At 74.9% G+C, this 22,054-nt stretch carries 1 protein-coding gene; it reads left to right on the forward strand.

Going from position 1 to position 22,054, the window contains the following annotated elements:
• Positions 1-11 precede the first annotated feature (11 nt).
• Positions 12-22,046: an SDR family NAD(P)-dependent oxidoreductase gene (locus ACIBPB_RS05660; protein ID WP_396838381.1), complete on the forward strand. Its 22,035-nt coding sequence runs from the start codon at positions 12-14 to the stop codon at positions 22,044-22,046.
• Positions 22,047-22,054: the final 8 nt, after the last annotated feature.

The raw sequence follows: 22,054 nt of genomic DNA on the forward strand, positions 1-22,054 counted from the left end.
GGTTTGACACCATGAGCAACGAAGCCAAGCTGCGCGAATACCTGAAGCGGGCCACCGCCGAGCTGCAGCAGACGCGGCAGCGTCTGGTCGATGTGGAGGCGGTGGCGCGGGAGCCGATCGCGGTGGTCGGCATGGCGTGCCGGTTGCCCGGTGGGGTGCGGTCGCCGGAGGAGTTGTGGCGGCTGCTGGCCGAGGGGCGGGACGCGATCTCGGAGTTCCCGACGGATCGGGGCTGGGACGTGGCGGCGTTGTACGACCCGGACCCGGACGCGGCCGGCCACACCTACGTGCGCGAGGGCGGTTTCCTGCACGACGCCACCCTCTTCGACCCGGCGCCGTTCGGGCTCAACCCGCGCGAGGCGCTCGCGGCCGACCCGCAGCAGCGGCTGCTGCTCGAGACCGCCTGGGAGGCGTTCGAGCGGGCCGGCCTCGACCCCACGGCGGTACGCGGCAGCAGCACCGGCGTCTTCGTCGGCGTCATGTACGACGACTACGCCTCCCGGCTGGAGCACGCGCCGCCGGCCGGCTTCGAAGGGCTGATCGGCAGCGGCAGCGCGCCGAGCATCGCCTCCGGCCGGGTGGCCTACACGTTCGGCCTCGAAGGGCCGGCGATCACCGTGGACACCGCCTGCTCATCCTCGCTGGTCTCCGTGCACCTGGCGGCGCAGTCGCTGCGCAAGGGCGAGTGCGAGATGGCCCTGGCCGGCGGTGCCACGGTGATGGCCACGCCGAAGGCGTTCACCCAGTTCAGTCGGCAGCGGGCGCTCTCCCCGAGTGGCCGGTGCCGGGCGTTCGCGGACTCGGCCGACGGCACCGTCTGGGGCGAAGGCGTCGGCCTGCTCCTGCTCACCCGCCTGTCCCACGCCCAACAACACCACCTGCCCATCCACGCCGTCATCGCCGGATCCGCCATCAACCAGGACGGCGCCAGCAGCCAACTCACCGCCCCCAACGGACCCGCCCAACAACGCGTCATCCGCCACGCCCTCACCAACGCCGGCCTCACCCCCACCGACATCGACGCCGTCGAAGCCCACGGCACCGGCACCACCCTCGGCGACCCCATCGAAGCCCAAGCCCTCCACGCCACCTACGGCCGCCACCGCCACCACCAACCCCTCTGGCTCGGCTCCATCAAATCCAACCTCGGCCACACCCAAGCCGCCGCCGGCGTCGCCGCCATCATCAAAATGATCCAAGCCCTACACCACGACCTACTCCCCAAAACCCTGCACATCGACACCCCCAGCAGCCACGTCACCTGGGACCCCACCGCCGTCGCCCTACTCACCGAAGCCCAACCCTGGCCACAACACCCCGACCGACCCCGCCGCGCCGGCATCTCCTCCTTCGGCCTCTCCGGCACCAACGCCCACCTCATCCTCGAAGAAGCACCCACCGACGCCACCACGCCCCGGGCCGGGGCCGAGGTTGAGGCCACGAGCGCAGCGGCAGGCACGAACAGAGCCCGGGCCGCAACCGTGAGCGAGACCGGAGCCGAGCAGGAGGTCGCTGCCGAAGGCGGTGTGCCCGTGCCGCTGCTGCTGTCGGCCAAGACCGCAGCCGCGCTACGGGCTCAGGCGGCCGCCCTCGCCGCGCACCTGACCGCCCACCCCGACCTCGCGCTCGCCGACCTCGCCGGGGCGCTGGCCCACCAACGCGCCCACCTCGACCACCGCGCCGTCATCATCACCACCAACCACACCCACGCCCTCGACGCGCTCCACCACCTCGCCGACGACCAACCCCACCCCGACCTGATCACCGGCCACGCCACCGACCCCGGCCGCATCGCCCTCGTCTTCGCCGGCCAAGGCTCCCAACACCCCGCCATGGCGAAGGAACTGCTCACCCACCCCGTCTTCGCCAACCACATCCACGCCTGCGACACCGAACTCGCCAACCTCGGCCTCGACTGGTCCATCGAAGACACCCTGCGCCACGGCCGGGAACTCGACCGCGACGACATCACCCAGATCACCCTCTTCGCCGTCATGACCGGCCTCGCCACCCTCTGGCACCACCACGGCATCACCCCCGACGCCGTCCTCGGCCACTCCCAAGGCGAAATCGCCGCCGCCTACCACGCCGGCGCACTGAGCCTGACCGACGCCATCACCATCACCACCGCCCGCGCCACCGCCATCACCACCCTGCACGGCACCGGCACCATGGCCTCCATCCCCCTACCCCCCGACCAAGTCACCCCCCTCCTCCACAACCACACCGACCTGCACATCGCCGCCCACAACAGCCCCACCACCACCGTCATCGCCGGCAACCCCAACCAGATCCACACCCTCGTCACCGACCTGCAAGCCCGCGACATCCGCGCCCGCCTCATCGCCGTCAACTACGCCTCCCACACCCCCCACATCGAACCCCTCCACGACACCCTCCTCACCGCCCTCGGCGCCATCGCACCCCAAACCTCGACGACCGCCTTCTACTCCACCGTCACCGGCACCGAGATCGACACTAGCCACCTCACCGCCGACTACTGGTACGACAACCTCCGCCAACCCGTCCAACTGCACACCGCCACCCAAGCCCTGCTCACCGACGGACACCACACCTACATCGAAGCCACCCCCCACCCGATCCTCACCCCCACCCTGCAACAAACCTTCGACGCCTGGGACGGCGTCGACGAGCCCCACGCCCTCGCCACCCTGAGGCGAAACCACGACAGCCACCGCCAGTTCCTGCACGCCCTCGCCACCGCCCACACCCACGGCCTCACCATCAACTGGCACCTCCCCGTCCCGGCCCGACACCTGCCCCTGCCGACCTATCCCTTCCAACACCAGCGCTACTGGCTGACCGGGTCGCCGCGCGGCAGCGCGCCGAGCCTGCACGGCCTGGCCTCCACGAGTCACCCGCTGGTCAGCGCGGCGGTCACCACGCCGGACGGGACGTACCTGGCCAGCGGCCGGATCACCGTCGAGGAGCACCGCTGGGTCACCCAGCACACCATCAACGGGCGGCCGATCCTGCCGGGCGCCGCGCTGCTCGAACTGGCCCTGCACACCGCCGCGCAGACCGAACACCGGCACGTCGAGGAGCTGACCATCCAGACGCCGGTCGTCCTCGACCCGGAGGTGCCGGTCCACCTGCAGATCCACGTGCAGCCGGCGGACCGGTCCGGCCGGCGGACGATCACCATCAGCACCCGGCCGGAGAACGAGCCGGACGGGCCGTGGACCGCGCACGCCACCGGCACCCTCGGCACCGCCGCCGTGGCGCCCGTGCCGCCGCCGTCGGGCTGGCCGCCGGCCGGCGCCGAGGCGTACGACACCGCGCCGTTCTACCTGGCGCTGCGCGACACCGGGCTGGACTACGGTCCGGCGTTCCGCAACATCGGTCGGGCCTGGCAGGGCGGGACCGGCACCGTGTACGCCGAGCTGACCCGGCACGCCGACCTCGACCCGACCGGGTACGCCATCCACCCGGCGGTGCTGGACAGCGCGATCCACTCGGCGGCCACGACGAGCGCCCCGGCCGCCGGCACCAGCATCGACATCCCGTTCAGCTTCACCGGGGTGACCCTGCACGGCACCGCCGGCGGCGGCCTGCGCAGCACCACCCGCACCGAGGGCAGCCGCACCGCGTTGCAGCTCACCGCTGCCGACGGCAGCCCGGTGCTGACCGTGGCGGCCGTGCACACCCGCCCGCTGAACACCGCCGCGCTGGGCGCGCCGCCGGTGCACCAGCTCGTCTGGGTGGCGGCGGAACCGGTCGACCACGCCGCCGCGTACGACATGGAGGTCTTCTCTACCGGCGCGGTCGAGGAGGTGCTGGCCGCCCCGTGGAACGCGCCGGACGTGGTGGTCTGGTCGCCCGGCGCGGACGGCGACGTGGTGGCCGCCACGCACGCGGTGGTGGCCGAGGTGATCCGGGTCGTCGGCGCCTGGTGCCGCAACGCCGACCTGGCCGACACCCGCCTGGTGGTGCTGACCCGCGGCGCGGTCGCCGCGCACGACGGCGAGGACGTGGCCGACCTGGCCGGCGCGGCCGTCTGGGGTGCGCTGCGCTCCGCGCAGACCGAACACCCGGACCGGTTCGCGCTGGTCGACACCGACGGCACGCCGGCGAGCGGGGAGCTGCTCAGCATCGCCGTGGAGTCCGGCACGGCGCAGGCGGTGCTCCGCGAGGGCCGGCTGCTGCGGCCCCGGATCGAACGGGTCACCTCGGCCGGCGCGCCGGCCGGGCTCGACCCGGACGGCACGGTGCTGATCACCGGCGGCACCGGCACCCTCGGCGGGCTGCTCGCCGAGCACCTGGTGGCCACCGGCCGGGCCCGGCACCTGGTGCTGGCCAGCCGACGCGGCGCCGAGGCGCCCGGCGCGGAGGAACTGGTCGGCCGGCTCATCGCGGCCGGCGCGGCCGAGGTACGCGTGCTCGGCTGCGACACCGCGGACGGCGAGGCGGTGCGGGCGCTGGTCGCCGAGGCGTCCCGGGGCCGGCGGCTCACCGCGGTCTTCCACACCGCCGGGGTGCTGCGCGACGCGGCGCTGCACACGCTGACCGCCGAGCAGGTAGACGACGTGCTGCGCCCCAAGGTCGACGCGGCCTGGCACCTGCACGAGGCGACCGCCGGGCTGGAACTGGACGCCTTCGTGGTCTACTCGTCGATCGCCGGCACCCTCGGCGGCGCCGGGCAGGCCAACTACGCGGCCGCGAACACCTTCCTCGACGCGCTGGCCCGCCGTCGGCGCGCCCTCGGCCTGCCCGGCACCAGCGTGGCCTGGGGTTTCTGGGCCCGGGCCAGCGGCATGACCGGGCACCTCGGGGCGGACGAGCACGCCCGGATCGCCGCGTCGGGGCTGCTGCCGCTGACCGACGAGCAGGGTCTCGCCCTGCTCGACGCGGCACTGGACAGCGGGCTGCCGCAGGTCGTGGCGACGCTGTGGAACCTGCCGGCGCTGCGCGAGCGGGCCGGCCGCGGCGACCTGCCGGATCTGCTGCGCCCGCTGGTCCCGACCGCCGACGCCCCGGCCGGGCCGGCGGCGGCCGGCAGCGACCTGGGCGAGCGGCTGGCCGGTCTGGACCCGGCGGGCCGCCGGCAGGCGCTGCTCGAGGTGGTACGCGCCGAGATCGCCGTGGTGCTCGGGCACAGCGACCCGGCGGAGATCGGCGCGGCGCAGCCGTTCAAGGACCTCGGCTTCGAGTCGCTGACCGCGGTGGAACTGCGCAACCGGCTGGCCGCCCTGACCGGGCTGCGGCTGCCCACCACCCTCGCCTTCGACCACCCGACGCCGGCCGCGCTCGCCCAGCACCTGGCCGCCCTGCTGGCCGGGGCCGAACCGGCCGGCCCGGTCGCGACGCTCACCGGCCCGGCCGGCGCCGACGAGCCGATCGCCATCGTCGGCATGGCCTGCCGGTTCCCCGGCGCGGACAGCCCGGAGCAGCTGTGGCGGCTGCTCGCCGACGGCACCGACGCGATGGGCGACTTCCCCACCGACCGGGGCTGGCAGCTGGACACCCTCTACTCGCCCGACCCGGACCAGCCGGGCACCACGTACACCCGGCACGGCGGGTTCCTGGCCGGCGCCGACCGGTTCGACGCCGACTTCTTCCAGATCAGCCCGCGCGAGGCGCTGGCCACCGACCCGCAGCAGCGGCTGCTGCTGGAGACCGCGTGGGAGGCGCTCGAGCACGCCGGCATCGACCCGGCGTCGGTGCGGGGCAGCGTGACCGGCGTGTTCACCGGCGTGGTCGCCCAGGAGTACGCCCCGGCCACCCTGGCGCCCCCGGCCGACCTGGCCGGCTACCTGCTGACCGGCAACACCACCAGCGTGGCGTCCGGCCGGATCGCGTACGCGCTGGGGTTGCAGGGGCCGGCGATCACCATCGACACGGCCTGTTCCTCGTCGCTGGTAGCGGCGCACCTGGCGATCCGCGCCCTGCACGGCGGCGAGTGCTCGCTGGCCCTGGTCGGCGGGGCGACCATCATGGCCACCCCGAAGATCTTCGTGGAGTTCGCCCGGCAGCGGGGCCTGGCCGTGGACGGGCGGTGCAAGTCGTTCTCGGCCGAGGCGGACGGCACCGGCTGGGGCGAGGGCGCCGGGCTGGTGGTGCTGGAGAAGCTCTCCGACGCCCGCCGCAACGGGCACCGGGTGCTCGCGGTGATCCGCGGCTCGGCGGTGAACCAGGACGGCGCGAGCAACGGGCTGACCGCGCCGAACGGGCCCGCGCAGCAGCGGGTCATCCAGCAGGCCCTGGCCGCGGCCCGGCTCTCACCGGCCGAGGTGGACGCGGTGGAGGCGCACGGTACGGGCACGGTGCTCGGCGACCCGATCGAGGCGCACGCGCTGCTCGCCACGTACGGGCGGGACCGGGCCGAGCCGTTGTGGCTGGGGTCGATCAAGTCGAACATCGGGCACACCCAGGCGGCGGCGGGCGTCGCCGGCATCATCAAGCTGGTCCTCGCCCTGGAACACGACCTGCTGCCGCCCAGCCTGCACGCCGCGACGCCGAGCAGCCGGGTCGACTGGGAACTCGGCTCGGTGGCCCTGCTGACCGAGCCACGGCCGTGGCCGCGCCGGGCGGAACGGCCACGCCGGGCGGGCGTGTCGTCGTTCGGCATCAGCGGCACCAACGCGCACCTGATCATCGAGGAGGCACCGGACGCGCCAGCGGCGGCGCCGGTGGAGGCGCCCGCGCCGATGCCGTGGCTGCTGGCGGCGCGTACCCCCGGGGCGCTGCGCGACCAGGCGGCCCGGCTGGTGGAGGTGCTGGACGAGCGGCCGGACCTGGCGCCGGCCCGGGTCGCGCACGCGCTGGCGACCACCCGGACCGCGTTCGACCACCGGGCGGCGATCATCCCGCCGGTGGACGACCCGGACGGTGAACCGCACACCACGGCGGACCTGATCGCCGCGCTGCACGCCCTCGCGGCCGGTGCGGCGCACCCCGGCCTGGTGCAGGGGTCGGTGCGGGACGGGAAACTGGCGTTCCTGTTCACCGGCCAGGGCGCCCAGCACCCCGGCATGACCGCCGACCTGTCCGCCCGCTTCCCCGTCTACGCGACCGCGCTGGATGAGGTGTGCGCGGCCCTCGACCCCCACCTGGACCACCCGCTACGCGAGGTCATGTCCGGGGCGCACACCGACCTGCTCGGGCAGACCCTCTACACCCAGCCGGCCCTGTTCGCCGCCGAGACCGCCATGGTGCGGCTGCTGGACAGCTTCGGGGTGCGACCCGACTACCTGATCGGGCACTCCATCGGGGAACTGAGCGCCGCGCACATCGCCGGCGTCCTGGACCTGCCCGACGCCGCCAAGCTGGTCACCACCCGGGCCCGGCTCATGAACACCATGCCCACCGGCGCCATGCTCGCCGTCACCGCACCCCTGGACCGCATCCGGCCGATCCTGAACGCCCATCCCGACGTGGCTCTGGCCGGACACAACAGCCCCACCTCACTGGTGCTCGCCGGCGACACCGACACCATCGACGCCATCGCCGCCCAACTGGCCGACGACGGCGTGCGGGCCCGGAAACTGCACGTCGCGCACGCCTTCCACTCCGCGCACACCGAGACGATCCTCGACGACTTCCGCGAGGCCGCCGCAAGCGTCACCTACCGGCCCGCCATCCTGCCGATCGTGTCGAACCTGACCGGACAAATCGCCACCGACGAGCAACTGTCCGACCCCGACTACTGGACCCGACACATCCGCGAAACGGTGTCCTACGCCGCCGGCACCGAAACCCTGCACGAACTCGGCGTCACCCACTTCATCGAGGTCGGACCCGACGCCACGCTGAGCACCCTCACCCAGGAGACCCTCACCGACGGCACCGCCATCGCCACCCAACACCGCGGGCACGACGGAACGGCAACCCTGCTCACCGCCCTCGCCACCGCACACACCACCGGCGTCGACGTCGACTGGACGCCGCTGCTCCCCGCCGGGCCGGTCCCGCCGGTGCCGCTGCCCACGTACCCGTTCCAGCACCAGCGCTACTGGCTGCACCACGGGACGACGGCGACCGAGCCGGGCGACCTCGGCCTGGCCGGCGCCGGACACCCGCTGCTGGGGGCGACGCTCGCCCTGGCCCACCAGGACACCCACCTGTTCACCGGCCGGATCTCCACCACCACCCACCCGTGGCTGGCCGACCACGTCATCGCCGGCACCCCCCTGCTGCCCGGCACCGCCTTCGTCGACCTCGCCCTGCACGCCGGCCACCACACCGGACACCCGCACCTGGCGGACCTCACCATCGAGGCGCCGCTCGTCCTGCCCGGACAGGGCGCGCTCGACCTGCAGGTGGAGGTGGCGCCGGCCGGCACGGCCCGATCCGTCACCGTGCACTCCCGGCCCGCCGGCTCGGACGACGCATGGACCCGGCACGCCACCGGCACCCTCAACCCGATCGGGCCGGCGGCCACCGCGGGTGCGACGCAGTGGCCGCCGGCCGGCGCCACCCCGGTCGAGCTGAGCGACTTCTACCCCGGCCTGCACGACGCCGGGGTCGGGTACGGGCCGAGCTTCCGCGGCCTGCGCGCCGCCTGGCGGGCCGGCGACCACCTGTACGCGGAGGTCGCCCTCCCCGACGAGGTGGACCCCGCCGGGTACGGCGTGCACCCCGCCCTGCTCGACGCCGCGCTGCACCCGATCGCTCTCACCGGCGACGACCAGGTGCGGCTGCCGTTCGCCTGGGCCGGCGTCGGGCTGCACGCCACCGGCGCCCGGACACTGCGGGTGGACTTCCACCGGGTCGACGCGGACACGGTCCGGCTCACCGCCACCGACCCGGCCGGCGCCGCGGTGGTGACGGTCGCCGCGCTGACCGTCCGGGCGGCACCCGAACAGGTCACCGGCGCCCGGGCCGGCCAGCTGCTCGAGGTGGCCTGGAGCCCCGTACCGCCGGGGGTTTCCGCGCCCACCGGCGACCTGCTCTCCCCCGCCGAGCTGGCCGCGCTGCTGGACGACGACGAGCGGCCCGCGCCGGAGACGGTGCTGCTGCGCGCCACCGGCGACGGCGACGAGCCGGTGTCCGCGACCCACCAGCGGGTCGAGGAGGTTCTGGGGCTGCTGCAGCGGTGGCTCGCCGACGACCGGTCCGCCGCGGCCCGCCTGGTGGTGGTCACCAGCGGCGCGGTGGCGGCACGGGCCGGCGACGAGGTGACCGACCTGGCCGGCGCGGCGCTGTGGGGCCTGGTCCGCAGCGCCCAGGCCGAGCACCCGGACCGGTTCCTGCTCGTCGACACCGACGAGGTCCGCGACGAGCGGCTCGCCGCGGCGGCCGCCGCCGGTCAACCGCAGCTCGCCGTCCGCGACGGCGAACTGCTGGCCCCGCACCTGACCCGGCTCGCGGCGCCGGCCGAGCCGGCAGCACCGCCGTTCGACCCGGACGGCACGGTGCTCATCACCGGCGGCACCGGCACGCTGGGCGGGCTGCTGGCCGAACACCTGGTACGCGCCGGCCACACCCGGCGGCTGCTGCTGGTCAGCCGGCGCGGCGGCGACGGCGCCGGCGACCTGCTCGACCGGCTGGCCGAGGCCGGCGCCGAGGTGACCGTGGCGGCCTGCGACGTCACCGACCCGGCGGCGGTGACCGCCCTGCTCGCCGGGATCCCCGCCGGGCACCCCCTCACCGCCGTCTTCCACACCGCCGGCGTGGTCGACGACGCGACCCTGCACACCCTCGCCCCGGACCGGCTGCACGCCGTGCTCCGGCCCAAGGTGGACGGCGCCTGGCACCTGCACCGGGCCACCCGCGACCTGCCGCTGGCCGCGTTCGTGCTCTACTCCTCGGTCGCCGGCACGCTCGGCAGCCCAGGGCAGGGCAACTACGCCGCCGCGAACGCCTTCCTCGACGCGCTGGCCGCCCACCGCACCGCGCAGGGACTGCCGGCCACCGCACTGGCCTGGGGACTGTGGGCGCGGGAAAGCGGGATGACCGCCGGGCTGGGCCGGGGCGACCAGACCCGGATCGGCCGGGCCGGCCTGCGCCCGCTGGCCACCGACGCGGCGTTCACCCTGCTCGACCTGGCGCTCGACCAGCGGCGACCCGCCGTGGTCGCGGCGGACCTCAGCCTGAGCGGGCTGCGCGGGCTGTCGCCGGCCCGCAGCCGGCGCCACGCCGCGACCGCCGCCGCGTCGCAGGACCTGGCCGGCCGGCTGGCCACGCTCGGGGCGCCGGAGCAGCTGCGGCTGACGCTGGACCTGGTACGGGCGGAGATCGCCGGTGTGCTGGGCCACGCCGGCGCGGAGAGCGTGGCGCCGCAGCGGGCGTTCAAGGACCTCGGGTTCGACTCGCTGACCGCCGTGGACCTGCGCAACCGGCTCACCGCCGCCACCGGCCTGCGGCTGCCCGCCACGCTGATCTTCGACCACCCCACCGCCGAAGCCCTCGCCACCCACCTGCTCACCCAGCTCGACCCCACCGCCGCGCCCACCGCCGGGCGGACCGTCGTCAGCACGGCCGCGGTGGACGAACCCATCGCCATCGTCGGGATGGCCTGCCGCTACCCGGGTGGGGTCGCCTCGCCCGAGCAGTTGTGGCAGCTCGTCGCCGAGGGCGTCGACGCGATCAGCGAGTTCCCCACCAACCGGGGCTGGCAGCTCGACCGGCTGCACCACCCCGACCCCGACCACCCCGGCACCACGTACACCCGCCACGGCGGCTTCCTGCACGACGCCGACGCCTTCGACGCCGACTTCTTCGACGTCAGCCCGCGCGAGGCCACGGCGACCGACCCGCAGCAGCGGCTGCTGCTGGAGGCCGCCTGGGAGGCGCTGGAGTCGGCCGGGATCAACCCGCAGAGCCTGCGGCAGAGCGACACCGGCGTGTTCACCGGCATCATGTACAACGACTACGCCACCCGGCTGCAGCACCACATCCCGGACGGCTACGAGGGCCAGCTCAGCAACGGCAGCGCGCCCAGCATCGCCTCCGGGCGGCTGGCGTACACCCTCGGGCTGGAGGGGCCGGCGGTGACCGTGGACACCGCCTGCTCGTCGTCGCTGGTCGCCACCCACCTGGCCATGCAGGCGCTGCGCCACGGCGAGTGCGCCCTGGCGCTGGCCGGTGGGGCCACCGTGATGGCCACGCCCACCACGTTCGTCGAGTTCGCCCGGCAACGCGGACTCGCCCCCGACGGGCGGTGCAAGTCGTTCGCGGACACCGCCGACGGCACCGGCTGGAGCGAGGGCACCGGCCTGCTGGTGCTCGAGCGACTCTCCGACGCCCGCCGCAACGGCCACCCGGTGCTCGCGGTGATCCGCGGCTCGGCGGTCAACCAGGACGGCGCCAGCAACGGCCTCACCGCCCCCAACGGCCCCTCCCAACAGCGGGTCATCCGCCAGGCCCTGGCCAGCGCCCGGCTGAGCCCCGCCGACGTCGACGCCGTCGAAGCGCACGGCACCGGCACCACCCTCGGCGACCCGATCGAGGCCCAGGCCCTGCTCGCCACCTACGGCCAGGACCGCGACGAGCCGCTGTGGCTCGGGTCGATCAAGTCGAACCTGGGGCACACCCAGGCCGCCGCCGGCGTCGCCGGCATCATCAAGATGGTCCAGGCGCTGCGGCACGGCACGCTGCCGCCGACGCTGCACGCGCAGACGCCGAGCCGGCACGTCGACTGGGACGCGGGCGCGGTCGCCCTGCTGGCCGAGGCGCGGCCCTGGCCGGTACGCCCGGACCGGCCGCGCCGGGCCGGCGTGTCGTCGTTCGGCATCAGCGGCACCAACGCCCACGTGATCCTGGAGGAGGCGCCGGAGCGGCCGGTCGGGCCGGCGGCCGAGCCGGTCGCGCCGCTGCCGTGGCTGCTCTCGGCGAAGAGCCCGGCGGCCCTGCGCGAGCAGGCGGCGCGGCTGGCCGAACTGGTCGACGCGGACCCGGCGCTGGACCGGGCGGCGGTGGCCCGCACCCTGGCGACGGGACGGGCGGCCCTCGCCCACCGGGCCGCGGTCGTGCCGGCGCTCAACGCGGCGGACGGCAAGCTGAGCGCGGCGGACGGCGAGCTGAGCGCGGCGCTGCGGGCGCTTGCGGCCGGCGCGGCGCACCCCGGCCTGGTCCGGGGGGCGGTGAGCACGGTCGGGAAGGTGGCGTTCCTGTTCACCGGGCAGGGCGCCCAACACCCCGGCATGACCGCCGACCTCTACACCCGCTTCCCGGTCTACGCGGCCGCGCTGGACGAGGTGTGCACGGCCCTCGACGTCCACCTCGACCACCCACTACGCGAGGTCATGTCCGGCGCACACACCGACCTGCTCGGACAGACCCTCTACACCCAGCCAGCCCTGTTCGCCGCGGAGACCGCCATGGTGCGGCTGCTCGACAGCTTCGGGATCCGACCCGACTACCTGATCGGGCACTCCATCGGCGAACTGAGCGCCGCCCACATCGCCGGAGTGCTGGACCTCACCGACGCCGCCAAGCTGGTCACCACCCGCGCCCGGCTCATGAACACCATGCCCACCGGCGCCATGCTCGCCATCACCGCACCCCTGCACCGGATACAGCCGATCCTCGACGCGCACCCGCAGGTGAGCCTCGCCGGGCACAACAGCCCCACCTCACTCGTCCTGGCCGGCAACACCGACACCATCGACACCATCGCCGCCCAACTGGCCGACGACGGCATCCGCGCCCGGAAACTGCACGTCGCCCATGCCTTCCACTCCGCGCACACCGAGGCGATCCTCGACGACTTCCGCGAGGCCGCCACCCAGATCACCTACCACCCGGCGGCCCTGCCCATCGTGTCCAACCTGACCGGACAACTCGCCACCAACCGGCAACTCGCCGACCCCGACTACTGGGCACGCCACATCCGCGACACCGTCAACTACACCGCCGGCACCGAAACCCTGCACGAACTCGGCGTCACCCACTACCTCGAGGTCGGACCCGACGCCACGCTGAGCACCCTCACCCGCGAAACCCTCACCGACGCCACCGCCATCCCCACCCAACAGCGCAGACAGGACGGCACCACCGCCCTGCTCACCGCACTGGCCACCGCACACACCACCGGCATCGACGTCAACTGGACACCACTGCTCCCCGCCGGGCCGACCCCGCCGGTGCCGCTGCCCACCTACCCCTGGCAACACCAGCGCTACTGGCTACACGCCGACCCCACCATCAGCGACGCCCACGACCTCGGCCTCACCAACGCCGGACACCCCCTGCTGGCGGCCGCCATCGAACTCCCTCACGACCAGGGGCACCTCTTCACCGGACGGATCTCCACCACCACCCACCCCTGGCTTGCCGACCACACCATCGCCGGCACCACCCTGCTCCCCGGCACCGCCTACCTCGACCTCGCCCTACACGCCGGCCACCACACCACACACCCCCACCTGCACGACCTCACCATCGAAACCCCCCTCACCCTCGACCCCACCACCGGCCGGCACCTACGCGTCGAGGTCGGCCCCTCGGACGGATCGGGACAGGCACCGCTGACCATCAGCTCCCGCGACCAGGACGACCCCGACAGCGAGTGGACCGTGCACGCCACCGGTGCCCTCTCCCGGACCGTCCCGGCCGCTGACTTGCCGGCCGCCGCCCGGCCGCCGGCCGGGGAACCCGTCGACGTCGACGCCCTCTACGCCGCGTTCGCCGACGCCGGCGTCGACTACGGGCCCGCCTTCCAGGGCGTACGCGCCGCCTGGCGGGACGGCGACACCGTCCACGCCGAGGTGGTGCTGCCCGAGCAGTTGAGCAGCCGGGGGTACGGCATCCACCCGGCCCTGTTCGACGCGGCCCTGCACCCGCTCGCCCTCCTGCCGCTCGGGGACGGCGTCCGCCTGCCGTTCGCCTGGGCCGGGGTCACCCTGCACGCCACGGGCGCCAGCACGCTGCGGGTCCGGATCAGCGCCGCCGGTACGGACACCGTCCGGCTCGTCGCCACCGACCCGGCCGGCGTCGAGGTGGTCACCGTCGCGGCGCTGACCGTCCGCCCGGCGGCGATCGGGGACGCCGGCGGCAGCCGGGACCTGCACCGGGTCGCCTGGGTGGCCGTACCGGGTGGTCGCGCCGGCGGCCCGCTGCCGGCCACCGTGGACCTGGCCGACCTCACGGCCGAGGCCGGCCCGGACGGCGCGGAACTGGTGGTGGTCCGAGTCGAGCCGGCCGGCGACGAGGACGTCGTCGCGGCCACCCACGACCTCACCGAGCAGGCGGTCACCGCGCTGCGCGGGTGGCTCGCCGACGACCGGTACGCCACCGGCCGCCTGGTCGTGCTGACCCGGGGCGCGGTGGCGACCCGAGCCGGCGAGGACATCGACCTGCCCAGCGCCGCGCTCTGGGGTCTGGTCCGCTCCGCCCAGTCGGAGAACCCCGACCGGATCGTGCTGGTCGACGCCGACACCGCCGGGGAGGACCTGGTCGCGGCCGCGGTCGCCACGGGCCTGCCGCAGCTGGCCGTCCGGGACGGTGCGCTGCTGGCGCCCCGGATCTCCCGCGTGCTCGGCACGCCGGCGGACGCCGCACCGGAGCTGGACCCGGAGGGGACGGTGCTCATCACCGGCGGCACCGGCACCCTCGGCGCGCTCCTCGCCGAACACCTCACCACCACCGGCCAAACCCGACACCTCCTACTCGCCAGCCGCCGCGGCCCCGACGCACCCGACGCCGCGCCGTTGATCGACCGGCTCACCGAACTGGGCGCCACCGTCACCGTGGTCGCCTGCGACACCGCCGACCCCGACGCCGTCACCGCCCTCATCGGCGGTGTGCCGGACGCACACCCCCTCACCGCCGTCTTCCACACCGCCGGCACCACCGACGACGCCACCCTGCACACCATGACCGCAGACCAGGTACACAGCGTGCTGCGGCCCAAGGTCGACGCCGCCTGGCACCTCCACCGCGCCACCCGCCACCTCCCCCTGGCCGCATTCGTCCTCTACTCCTCCGCCGCCGGCACCCTCGGCAGCCCCGGACAAGCCAACTACGCCGCCGCCAACACCTACCTCGACGCCCTCGCCCACCACCGCCACACACTCGGCCTCCCCGCCACCAGCCTCGCCTGGGGACTCTGGGCCCACACCAGCACCATCACCGCCACCCTCGACACCACCAACCAACAACGCCTCACCCACGCCGGCATCCACCCCCTCCCCACCCCCGACGCCCTACGACTCCTCGACACCGCCCTCCACACCACCCACCCCACCCTCATCCCCGCCAGACTCACCCCGGCAGCGCTGCGCCGGCTCAACCCCGAGGTCGCCCGGCGTACGGCGGCGGACGCCTCGGCCGGCGGCCGAGGGCTGGCGGAACGGCTCACCACGCTCACCGACGCCGAGCGGGAACGCCTGCTGCTCAACCTGGTCCGGGACGAGATCGCCGGGGTGCTGGGGCACCGCGGCGGTGACCAGGTCGACCCGCGACGGGCCTTCAAGGACCTCGGCTTCGACTCGCTCACCGCCGTGGAGCTGCGTAACCGGCTCGCCACCGCCACCGGTCTGCGGCTGCCCGCCACCCTGGTCTTCGACCACCCCACCGCCGACGCCCTCGCCGAGCACCTGCACCGGCAGCTCCGGCCCACCGAGGACCGGACGGTGGCGCGTACCGCCGCGGCGGGCGGCGCCGCCGACGAGCCGATCGCCATCATCGGGATGGCCTGCCGCTATCCCGGCGGCGTGACCAGCCCGGACGAGCTGTGGCGGCTGGTCTCCGACGGCACGGACGCGATCAGCGACTTCCCCACCAACCGGGGCTGGCCCCTCGACCGCCTCTACCACCCCGACCCGGACCACGCCGGCACCACGTACGCCCGGCACGGCGGGTTCCTGCACCATGCCGACGAGTTCGACAACGACTTCTTCGGCATCAGCCCCCGCGAAGCCGCCGCCACCGACCCCCAACAACGACTCCTGCTCGAAACCGCCTGGGAAGCCCTCGAACGCGCCGGCATCGACCCCGACCGGCTACGCGCCACCGCGACCGGCGTGTTCACCGGCGTCATGTACAACGACTACGCGACCCGGTTCCAGCAGGTGCCGGAGGGATTCGAGGGCTATCTGGGTAACGGCAGCGCCGGCAGCGTGGCCTCCGGCCGCCTGGCGTACACGCTCGGGTTGCAGGGGCCGGCGGTCACCCTGGACACGGCCTGCTCGTCGTCGCTGGTCGCCACCCACCTCGCGATCCAGTCGCTGCGCAACGGGGAGTGCACCCTCGCGCTGGCCGGCGGGGTCACGGTGATGGCCACCCCGGGCACGTTCGTCGAGTTCGCTCGGCAGCGGGGCCTGTCGGCCGACGGCCGCTGCAAGTCCTTCGCCGAGGGCGCGGACGGCACCGGCTGGGGCGAGGGCGCCGGGCTCATCCTGCTGGAACGCCTCGCCGACGCCCGCCGCAACGGCCACCACATCCTCGCCGTCATCCGCGGCTCGGCGGTCAACCAGGACGGCGCCAGCAACGGCCTCACCGCCCCCAACGGCCCCGCCCAGCAACGCGTCATCCACCAAGCCCTCACCAACGCCCGACTGACTCCCACCGACGTCGACGCCGTCGAAGCCCACGGCACCGGCACCAGCCTCGGCGACCCCATCGAGGCCCAGGCCCTGCTCGCCACCTACGGACAGGACCGCGCAGAGCCACTGTGGCTCGGCTCGATCAAGTCCAACATCGGGCACACCCAGGCCGCCGCCGGCGTCGCCGGCATCATCAAGATGGTCCAGGCCATCCGCCACGGCGTACTGCCGAAGACCCTGCACGCCGAGCGGCCGAGCAGCCGGATCGACTGGACGGCCGGCGCGGTCGCCCTGCTCACCGACGCCCAACCCTGGCCGGACACCGGTCACCCGCGCCGGGCCGGCGTGTCGTCGTTCGGGATCAGCGGCACCAACGCCCACGTGATCATCGAGCAGGCCCCGGCGGGTGACCGGCCGCCGGCCGAGGCGGGCCCCGACCCGCTGGCGGCGGACGGGGACACCACGACCGCCGTGGCCACCGGCCCTGACCGCACCTCGCCGGCCGTGCCGCTGCCGTGGTTGCTCTCCGCGAAGACCCCGGCCGCGCTGCGCGATCAGGCGGCCCGCCTGATGGCGTACGCGCAGGGCCACCCGGAGGTCGAGCCGGCGGCGGTCGCGGCGGCGCTGGTCACCGGGCGGGCCGCGTTCGCCCAGCGGGCGGCGGTGCTGCCCGGTGCCGACCCGATCGACGCGCTGCGGGCCCTGGCCGAGGACCGCCCGCACCCCGCCCTGCTCCAGCACACCGCCGCCCACGGCGGCCGGACCGTGTTCGTCTTCCCCGGCCAGGGCGGACAGTGGCTCGGCATGGGCCGCGAACTCACCCAACACAGTCCCGTCTTCGCCGCCCACCTCGACGCCTGCGCGACCGCGCTACGCCCCTACGTCGACTGGGACCTGCACACCGTCCTGCACGCCGACAACCCCGACTGGCTCACCCGCGTCGACGTCGTCCAGCCGGTGCTGTTCGCCGTGATGACCGGGCTGGCCGCAGTGTGGCGGCACCACGGCATCACCCCCGACGCCGTCATCGGCCACTCCCAGGGCGAGATCGCCGCCGCCTACGCCGCCGGCGCCCTGTCATTGGACGACGCCGCGAAGATCGTCGCGCTACGGGCCCAGGCCCTGCGCGGGCTGATCGGGCACGGCGACATGGCCTCCCTCGCCCTACCCGCCGACCAGGTCACCGAACTCCTCCACACGCTGCACGCCGCCGAGCCAACCTCAAGCGACGCCGAGCAGCCCACCACCGACACCGGCACCCCCCGGGCCTACATCGCCACCGTCAACGGGCCCAACGCCACCGTCATCGCCGGCGACCCCGACGCCGTCGCCGCCGTCGTCGCCCACTGCAAGGACCGCGACATCCCCGCCCGGGTGCTCCCGGTCGGCTACGCCTCCCACACCCCCCACGTCGAAGCCCTCCACGACCAGATCCACACCGCCCTCGACGGCATCACCCCGACCGCAACCGACGTCGCGTTCTACTCCACCTACACCGGCGACCGGATCGAGACCCAGACCCTCACCGCCGACTACTGGTACGACAACCTCCGCCACCCCGTGCAGTTCCAGACCGCCACCGAAGCGCTGCTCCGCGACGGCCACACCACCTTCATCGAGGTCAGCCCGCACCCGGTGCTCATCCAGCCGATCGAGGACACCGCCGACCAGCGGCACATCGTCGCCGTGGCCAGCATGCGCCGGGACAGCACCGACCAGCTCGCCACCGCCCTGGCCACCGCGCACACCCACGGCCTACCCGTCGACTGGCGACCGCTGCTGACCGCCGCGGTCCCGCCGGCCGAGCTGCCCACCTACGCGTTCCAGCGGCACAGCTACTGGCTCCAGGCGCCGCCGACCATCAGCCAGGCCAGTGACCTCGGCCAGACCCGGACCGAGCATCCGCTGCTGGCCGCCGCCATCGACCTGCCCGACCAGCAGGGCCACCTGTTCACCGGCCGGCTCACCCCCACCACCCAACCCTGGCTCGCCGACCACGCCGTCACCGGCACCGTCCTGCTGCCCGGCACCGCCTACGTCGACCTCGCCCTGCACGCCGGCCACCACACCGGACACCCCCACCTCGACGACCTCACCATCGAGGCGCCGCTCACCCTCGACCCCGACAGCGACCTGCACCTGCACGTCGAGGTCGGGCCCGACCAGGACGGGCGACGAAGCATCGCCGTGCACACCCGGCCGGCCCAGGACGACTCCTGGACCCGGCACGCCACCGGCACCCTCAGCACCGCCGGGCCCGCCCCGGCCGACGGCGACCCCGCCGCCTGGCCGCCGCCGGGCGCGAGCCAGGTCGCCACCGACGCCCTCTACGACAGCCTCATCGCCACCGGCCTGCACTACGGCCCCGCCTTCCAGGGCGTCCGGGCGGTCTGGCGGGACGGCGACACCCTGTACGCGGAGATCCACCTGCCCGACGAGGTGCCCACCGGCGGTCACGGCATCCACCCGGCGCTGCTCGACGCCGCCCTGCACCCGATGGCCCTCGCCGGCGGCGCCGACGGCATCCGGCTGCCGTTCGCCTGGGCCGGGGTCGCCCTGCACGCCGTGGGCGCCCGGCAGCTGCGGGTACGGCTCGAACCGGCCGGCGACGACACCCTCCGGCTGTCCGCCACCGACCCGGCCGGCAACCCCGTCGTCACGGTCGACGCCCTGACCGTACGGCCGCTGCCCGCCGGGCAGCTCGGCGGCGACCGGGCGGTCCGGGACAGCCTGTTCCGGCTCGACTGGGTGCCGGTCACCGACCTGCCCGAGGTCTCCGCGCCGCGCTGGGCGGCCCTCGGGGCGGTGCCGCCCGGGCTCGGGGCGCCGGTCGAGGCGTACCCGGATCTGGCGGCGCTGACCACGGCGCTGGACGGCGGCGCCGACGTACCCGAAGCGGTCCTGGTGGTCGCGGACGCCGACGGCGCGCCCGGCGCCGAGCTGGCCCGGGCTGCGACGCACCGGGCGCTGGACCTGGTGCGGGCGTGGCTGTCCGCGCCGGAGCTGGCCGGGTCGCGGCTGGTGGTGCTGACCCGGGACGCGGTGGCGGCCCGGCCCGGCGACACCGCGGCGGCCCTGGCCGCGGCGGCGGTCTGGGGCCTGCTGAAGACCGCCCAGGCGGAGCACCCGGACCGGTTGGTCCTGGTCGACCTGGACGGGCACGCGGCGTCCGCGCCCGCGCTGGCCGCCGCGCTGGCCACCGGGGAGCCGCAGCTCGCCATCCGCCGGGGCGCCGTCCACGCGCCACGGCTGGCGCACGCCGGCACCGAGGGCATGCTCGCCCTGCCCGACGGGGACGAGCTGTGGCGGCTGGTCCTGACCGGCTCCGGCACGCTGGACAGCCTCGCCGTGGTGCCGCACGACGAGGCCGGGCAGCCGCTGGCCGCCGGGCAGGTACGCGTCGCCGTGCGGGCCGCCGGCCTGAACTTCCGGGACGCGCTGCTCGCGCTGGGCATGGTCACCACCGACACCCGCCCGGTGATGGGCGAGGCGTCCGGGGTGGTGGTCGAGGTGGCGCCGGACGTCACCACGGTGGCCGTCGGCGACCGGGTGATGGGTCTGATGATCAGTGGCATCGGTCCGCTGGCGCTGGCCGATCACCGGTTGATCACGCGGATGCCGGCCGGGTGGTCGTTCGTCGAGGCGGCCGCGGTGCCGGTGGTGTTCCTGACCGCGTACCACGGGCTCGCCGACCTGGCCCGGATCCAGCCGGGCGAGACCCTGCTGCTGCACGCCGCCTCCGGTGGCGTCGGCATGGCCGCCCTGCAACTGGCCCGGCACTGGGGTGTCGAGGTCTACGGCACCGCCAGCCCGCCGAAGTGGGACGCGCTGCGCGAGCAGGGCCTCGACGAGCGGCACATCGCCTCCAGCCGCACCCTCGACTTCGAGGAGCAGATCCGCGCCGCGACCGGCGGTCGCGGGGTGGACGTGGTGCTCAACGCCCTCGCCCACGAGTTCATCGACGCGTCGCTGCGGTTGCTCGGCACCGGCGGCCGGTTCATCGAGATGGGCAAGACCGACATCCGCTCCGCCGACGACGTCGCGGCCGCCCACCCCGGCGTGTTCTACCAGGCGTTCGACATCATGGACCCCGGCCCGGACCGGGTGCAGGAGATGCTGGCCACGCTCGCCGCGCTCTTCGACAGCGGTGCGCTGCGGCCGCCGCCGGTCACCGTCTGGGACATCCGCCGGGCGCCGGAGGCGCTGCGCTACCTGAGCACCGCCCAGCACGTCGGCAAGGTCGTGCTGAGCATGCCGCCGCAGCCGGACCCGGCGGGCACCGTGCTGATCACGGGCGGCACCGGCGTCCTCGGCGGGCACCTGGCCCGGCACCTGGTCACCACGCACGGGCTGACGAACCTGCTGCTGACCAGCCGCACCGGGGCGGCCGCGCCGGGCGCGGCGGAGCTGCGCGAGGAGTTGACCTCGCTGGGCGCCCGGGTGACCGTGGCGGCCTGCGACGCCGCCGACCGGGACGCGCTGGCGGCGCTGCTGGACGAGGTGCCCGCCGAGCATCCGCTGACCATGGTGGTGCACGCCGCGGGCGTGATCGACGACGGCCTGCTCGCCGCACTCACCCCGGAACGGGTCGACGCCGTGCTGCGCCCGAAGGTGGACGCGGCCTGGCACCTGCACGAGCTGACCAGCGGGCTCGACCTGGCCGAGTTCGTGCTCTTCTCCTCGGCCGCCGGCACCCTCGGCACCCCCGGGCAGGGCAGCTACGCGGCGGCCAACGCGTTCCTCGACGCGCTCGCCGTACGCCGGCACGGGCAGGGCCGCCCCGCCACCGCCCTGGGCTGGGGCCTCTGGGCGCAGACCAGCACCATGACCGGCCACCTCGGCCAGGCGGACCTGGTGCGGATGGCCCGCTCGGGGGTCAGTCCGATCCCCACCGACCTGGGGCTGGCGCTGTTCGACGCGGCCCGGGCGCTGGCCCTGCCGCACGTCGTGCCGACCCGGCTGGACGTACGCGCGCTGGGCACCGACCCGGAGGCGCTGCCGGCGGTCCTGCGCGGCCTGGTCCGCCCGGCCACGCGGCGCGCCGTCACCGGGGCCGAGGCGTCCGCCGACGGCGGAGTCGACGGCTGGGGCCGGCGGCTGGCCGGACTGTCCCGGGAGGACCAGCACGAGCAGCTACGCGGGCTGGTCCGCGCGCAGGTGGCCACGGTGCTGGGGCACGCCTCCCCGGACGGGATCGACGAGGGCCGGGCGTTCAAGGAACTGGGCTTCGACTCGCTCACCGCGGTGGAGCTGCGCAACCGGCTCAACGGCTCGACCGGGCTGCGGCTGCCCGCCACGGTGGTCTTCGACTACCCCACCACCGAGGTGCTGGCCGAGTACCTACGCCAGCAGCTCGCGCCCGCCGAGGCGTCGCCGGTCGACGCGCTGCTGGCGGAGCTGGAGCAGGCCGAGCGCCGGCTCGACGACATCTCCGGCGACGGGGAGTCGCGGGGCCGGCTGGCCGCCCGGCTGCAGCACCTGCTGGCCCGGCTCGAGGAGGCCGACGCGCCGCGCGCCGATGCCCCCGAGGTGGTTGCCGAGCAGCTCGCCGCGGCCAGCGACGACGACCTCTTCGCCTTCATCGACAACGAACTGTGACCACCGAC

This window comes from Micromonospora sp. NPDC049836 (genome assembly GCF_044465125.1).
GTDB lineage: Bacteria > Actinomycetota > Actinomycetes > Mycobacteriales > Micromonosporaceae > Micromonospora.

What these genes read in the sequence shown, in the direction of transcription:
- ACIBPB_RS05660 (WP_396838381.1), top strand. Translation starts at nt 12, where the DNA reads ATGAGCAACGAAGCCAAGCTGCGCGAATACCTGAAGCGGGCCACCGCC.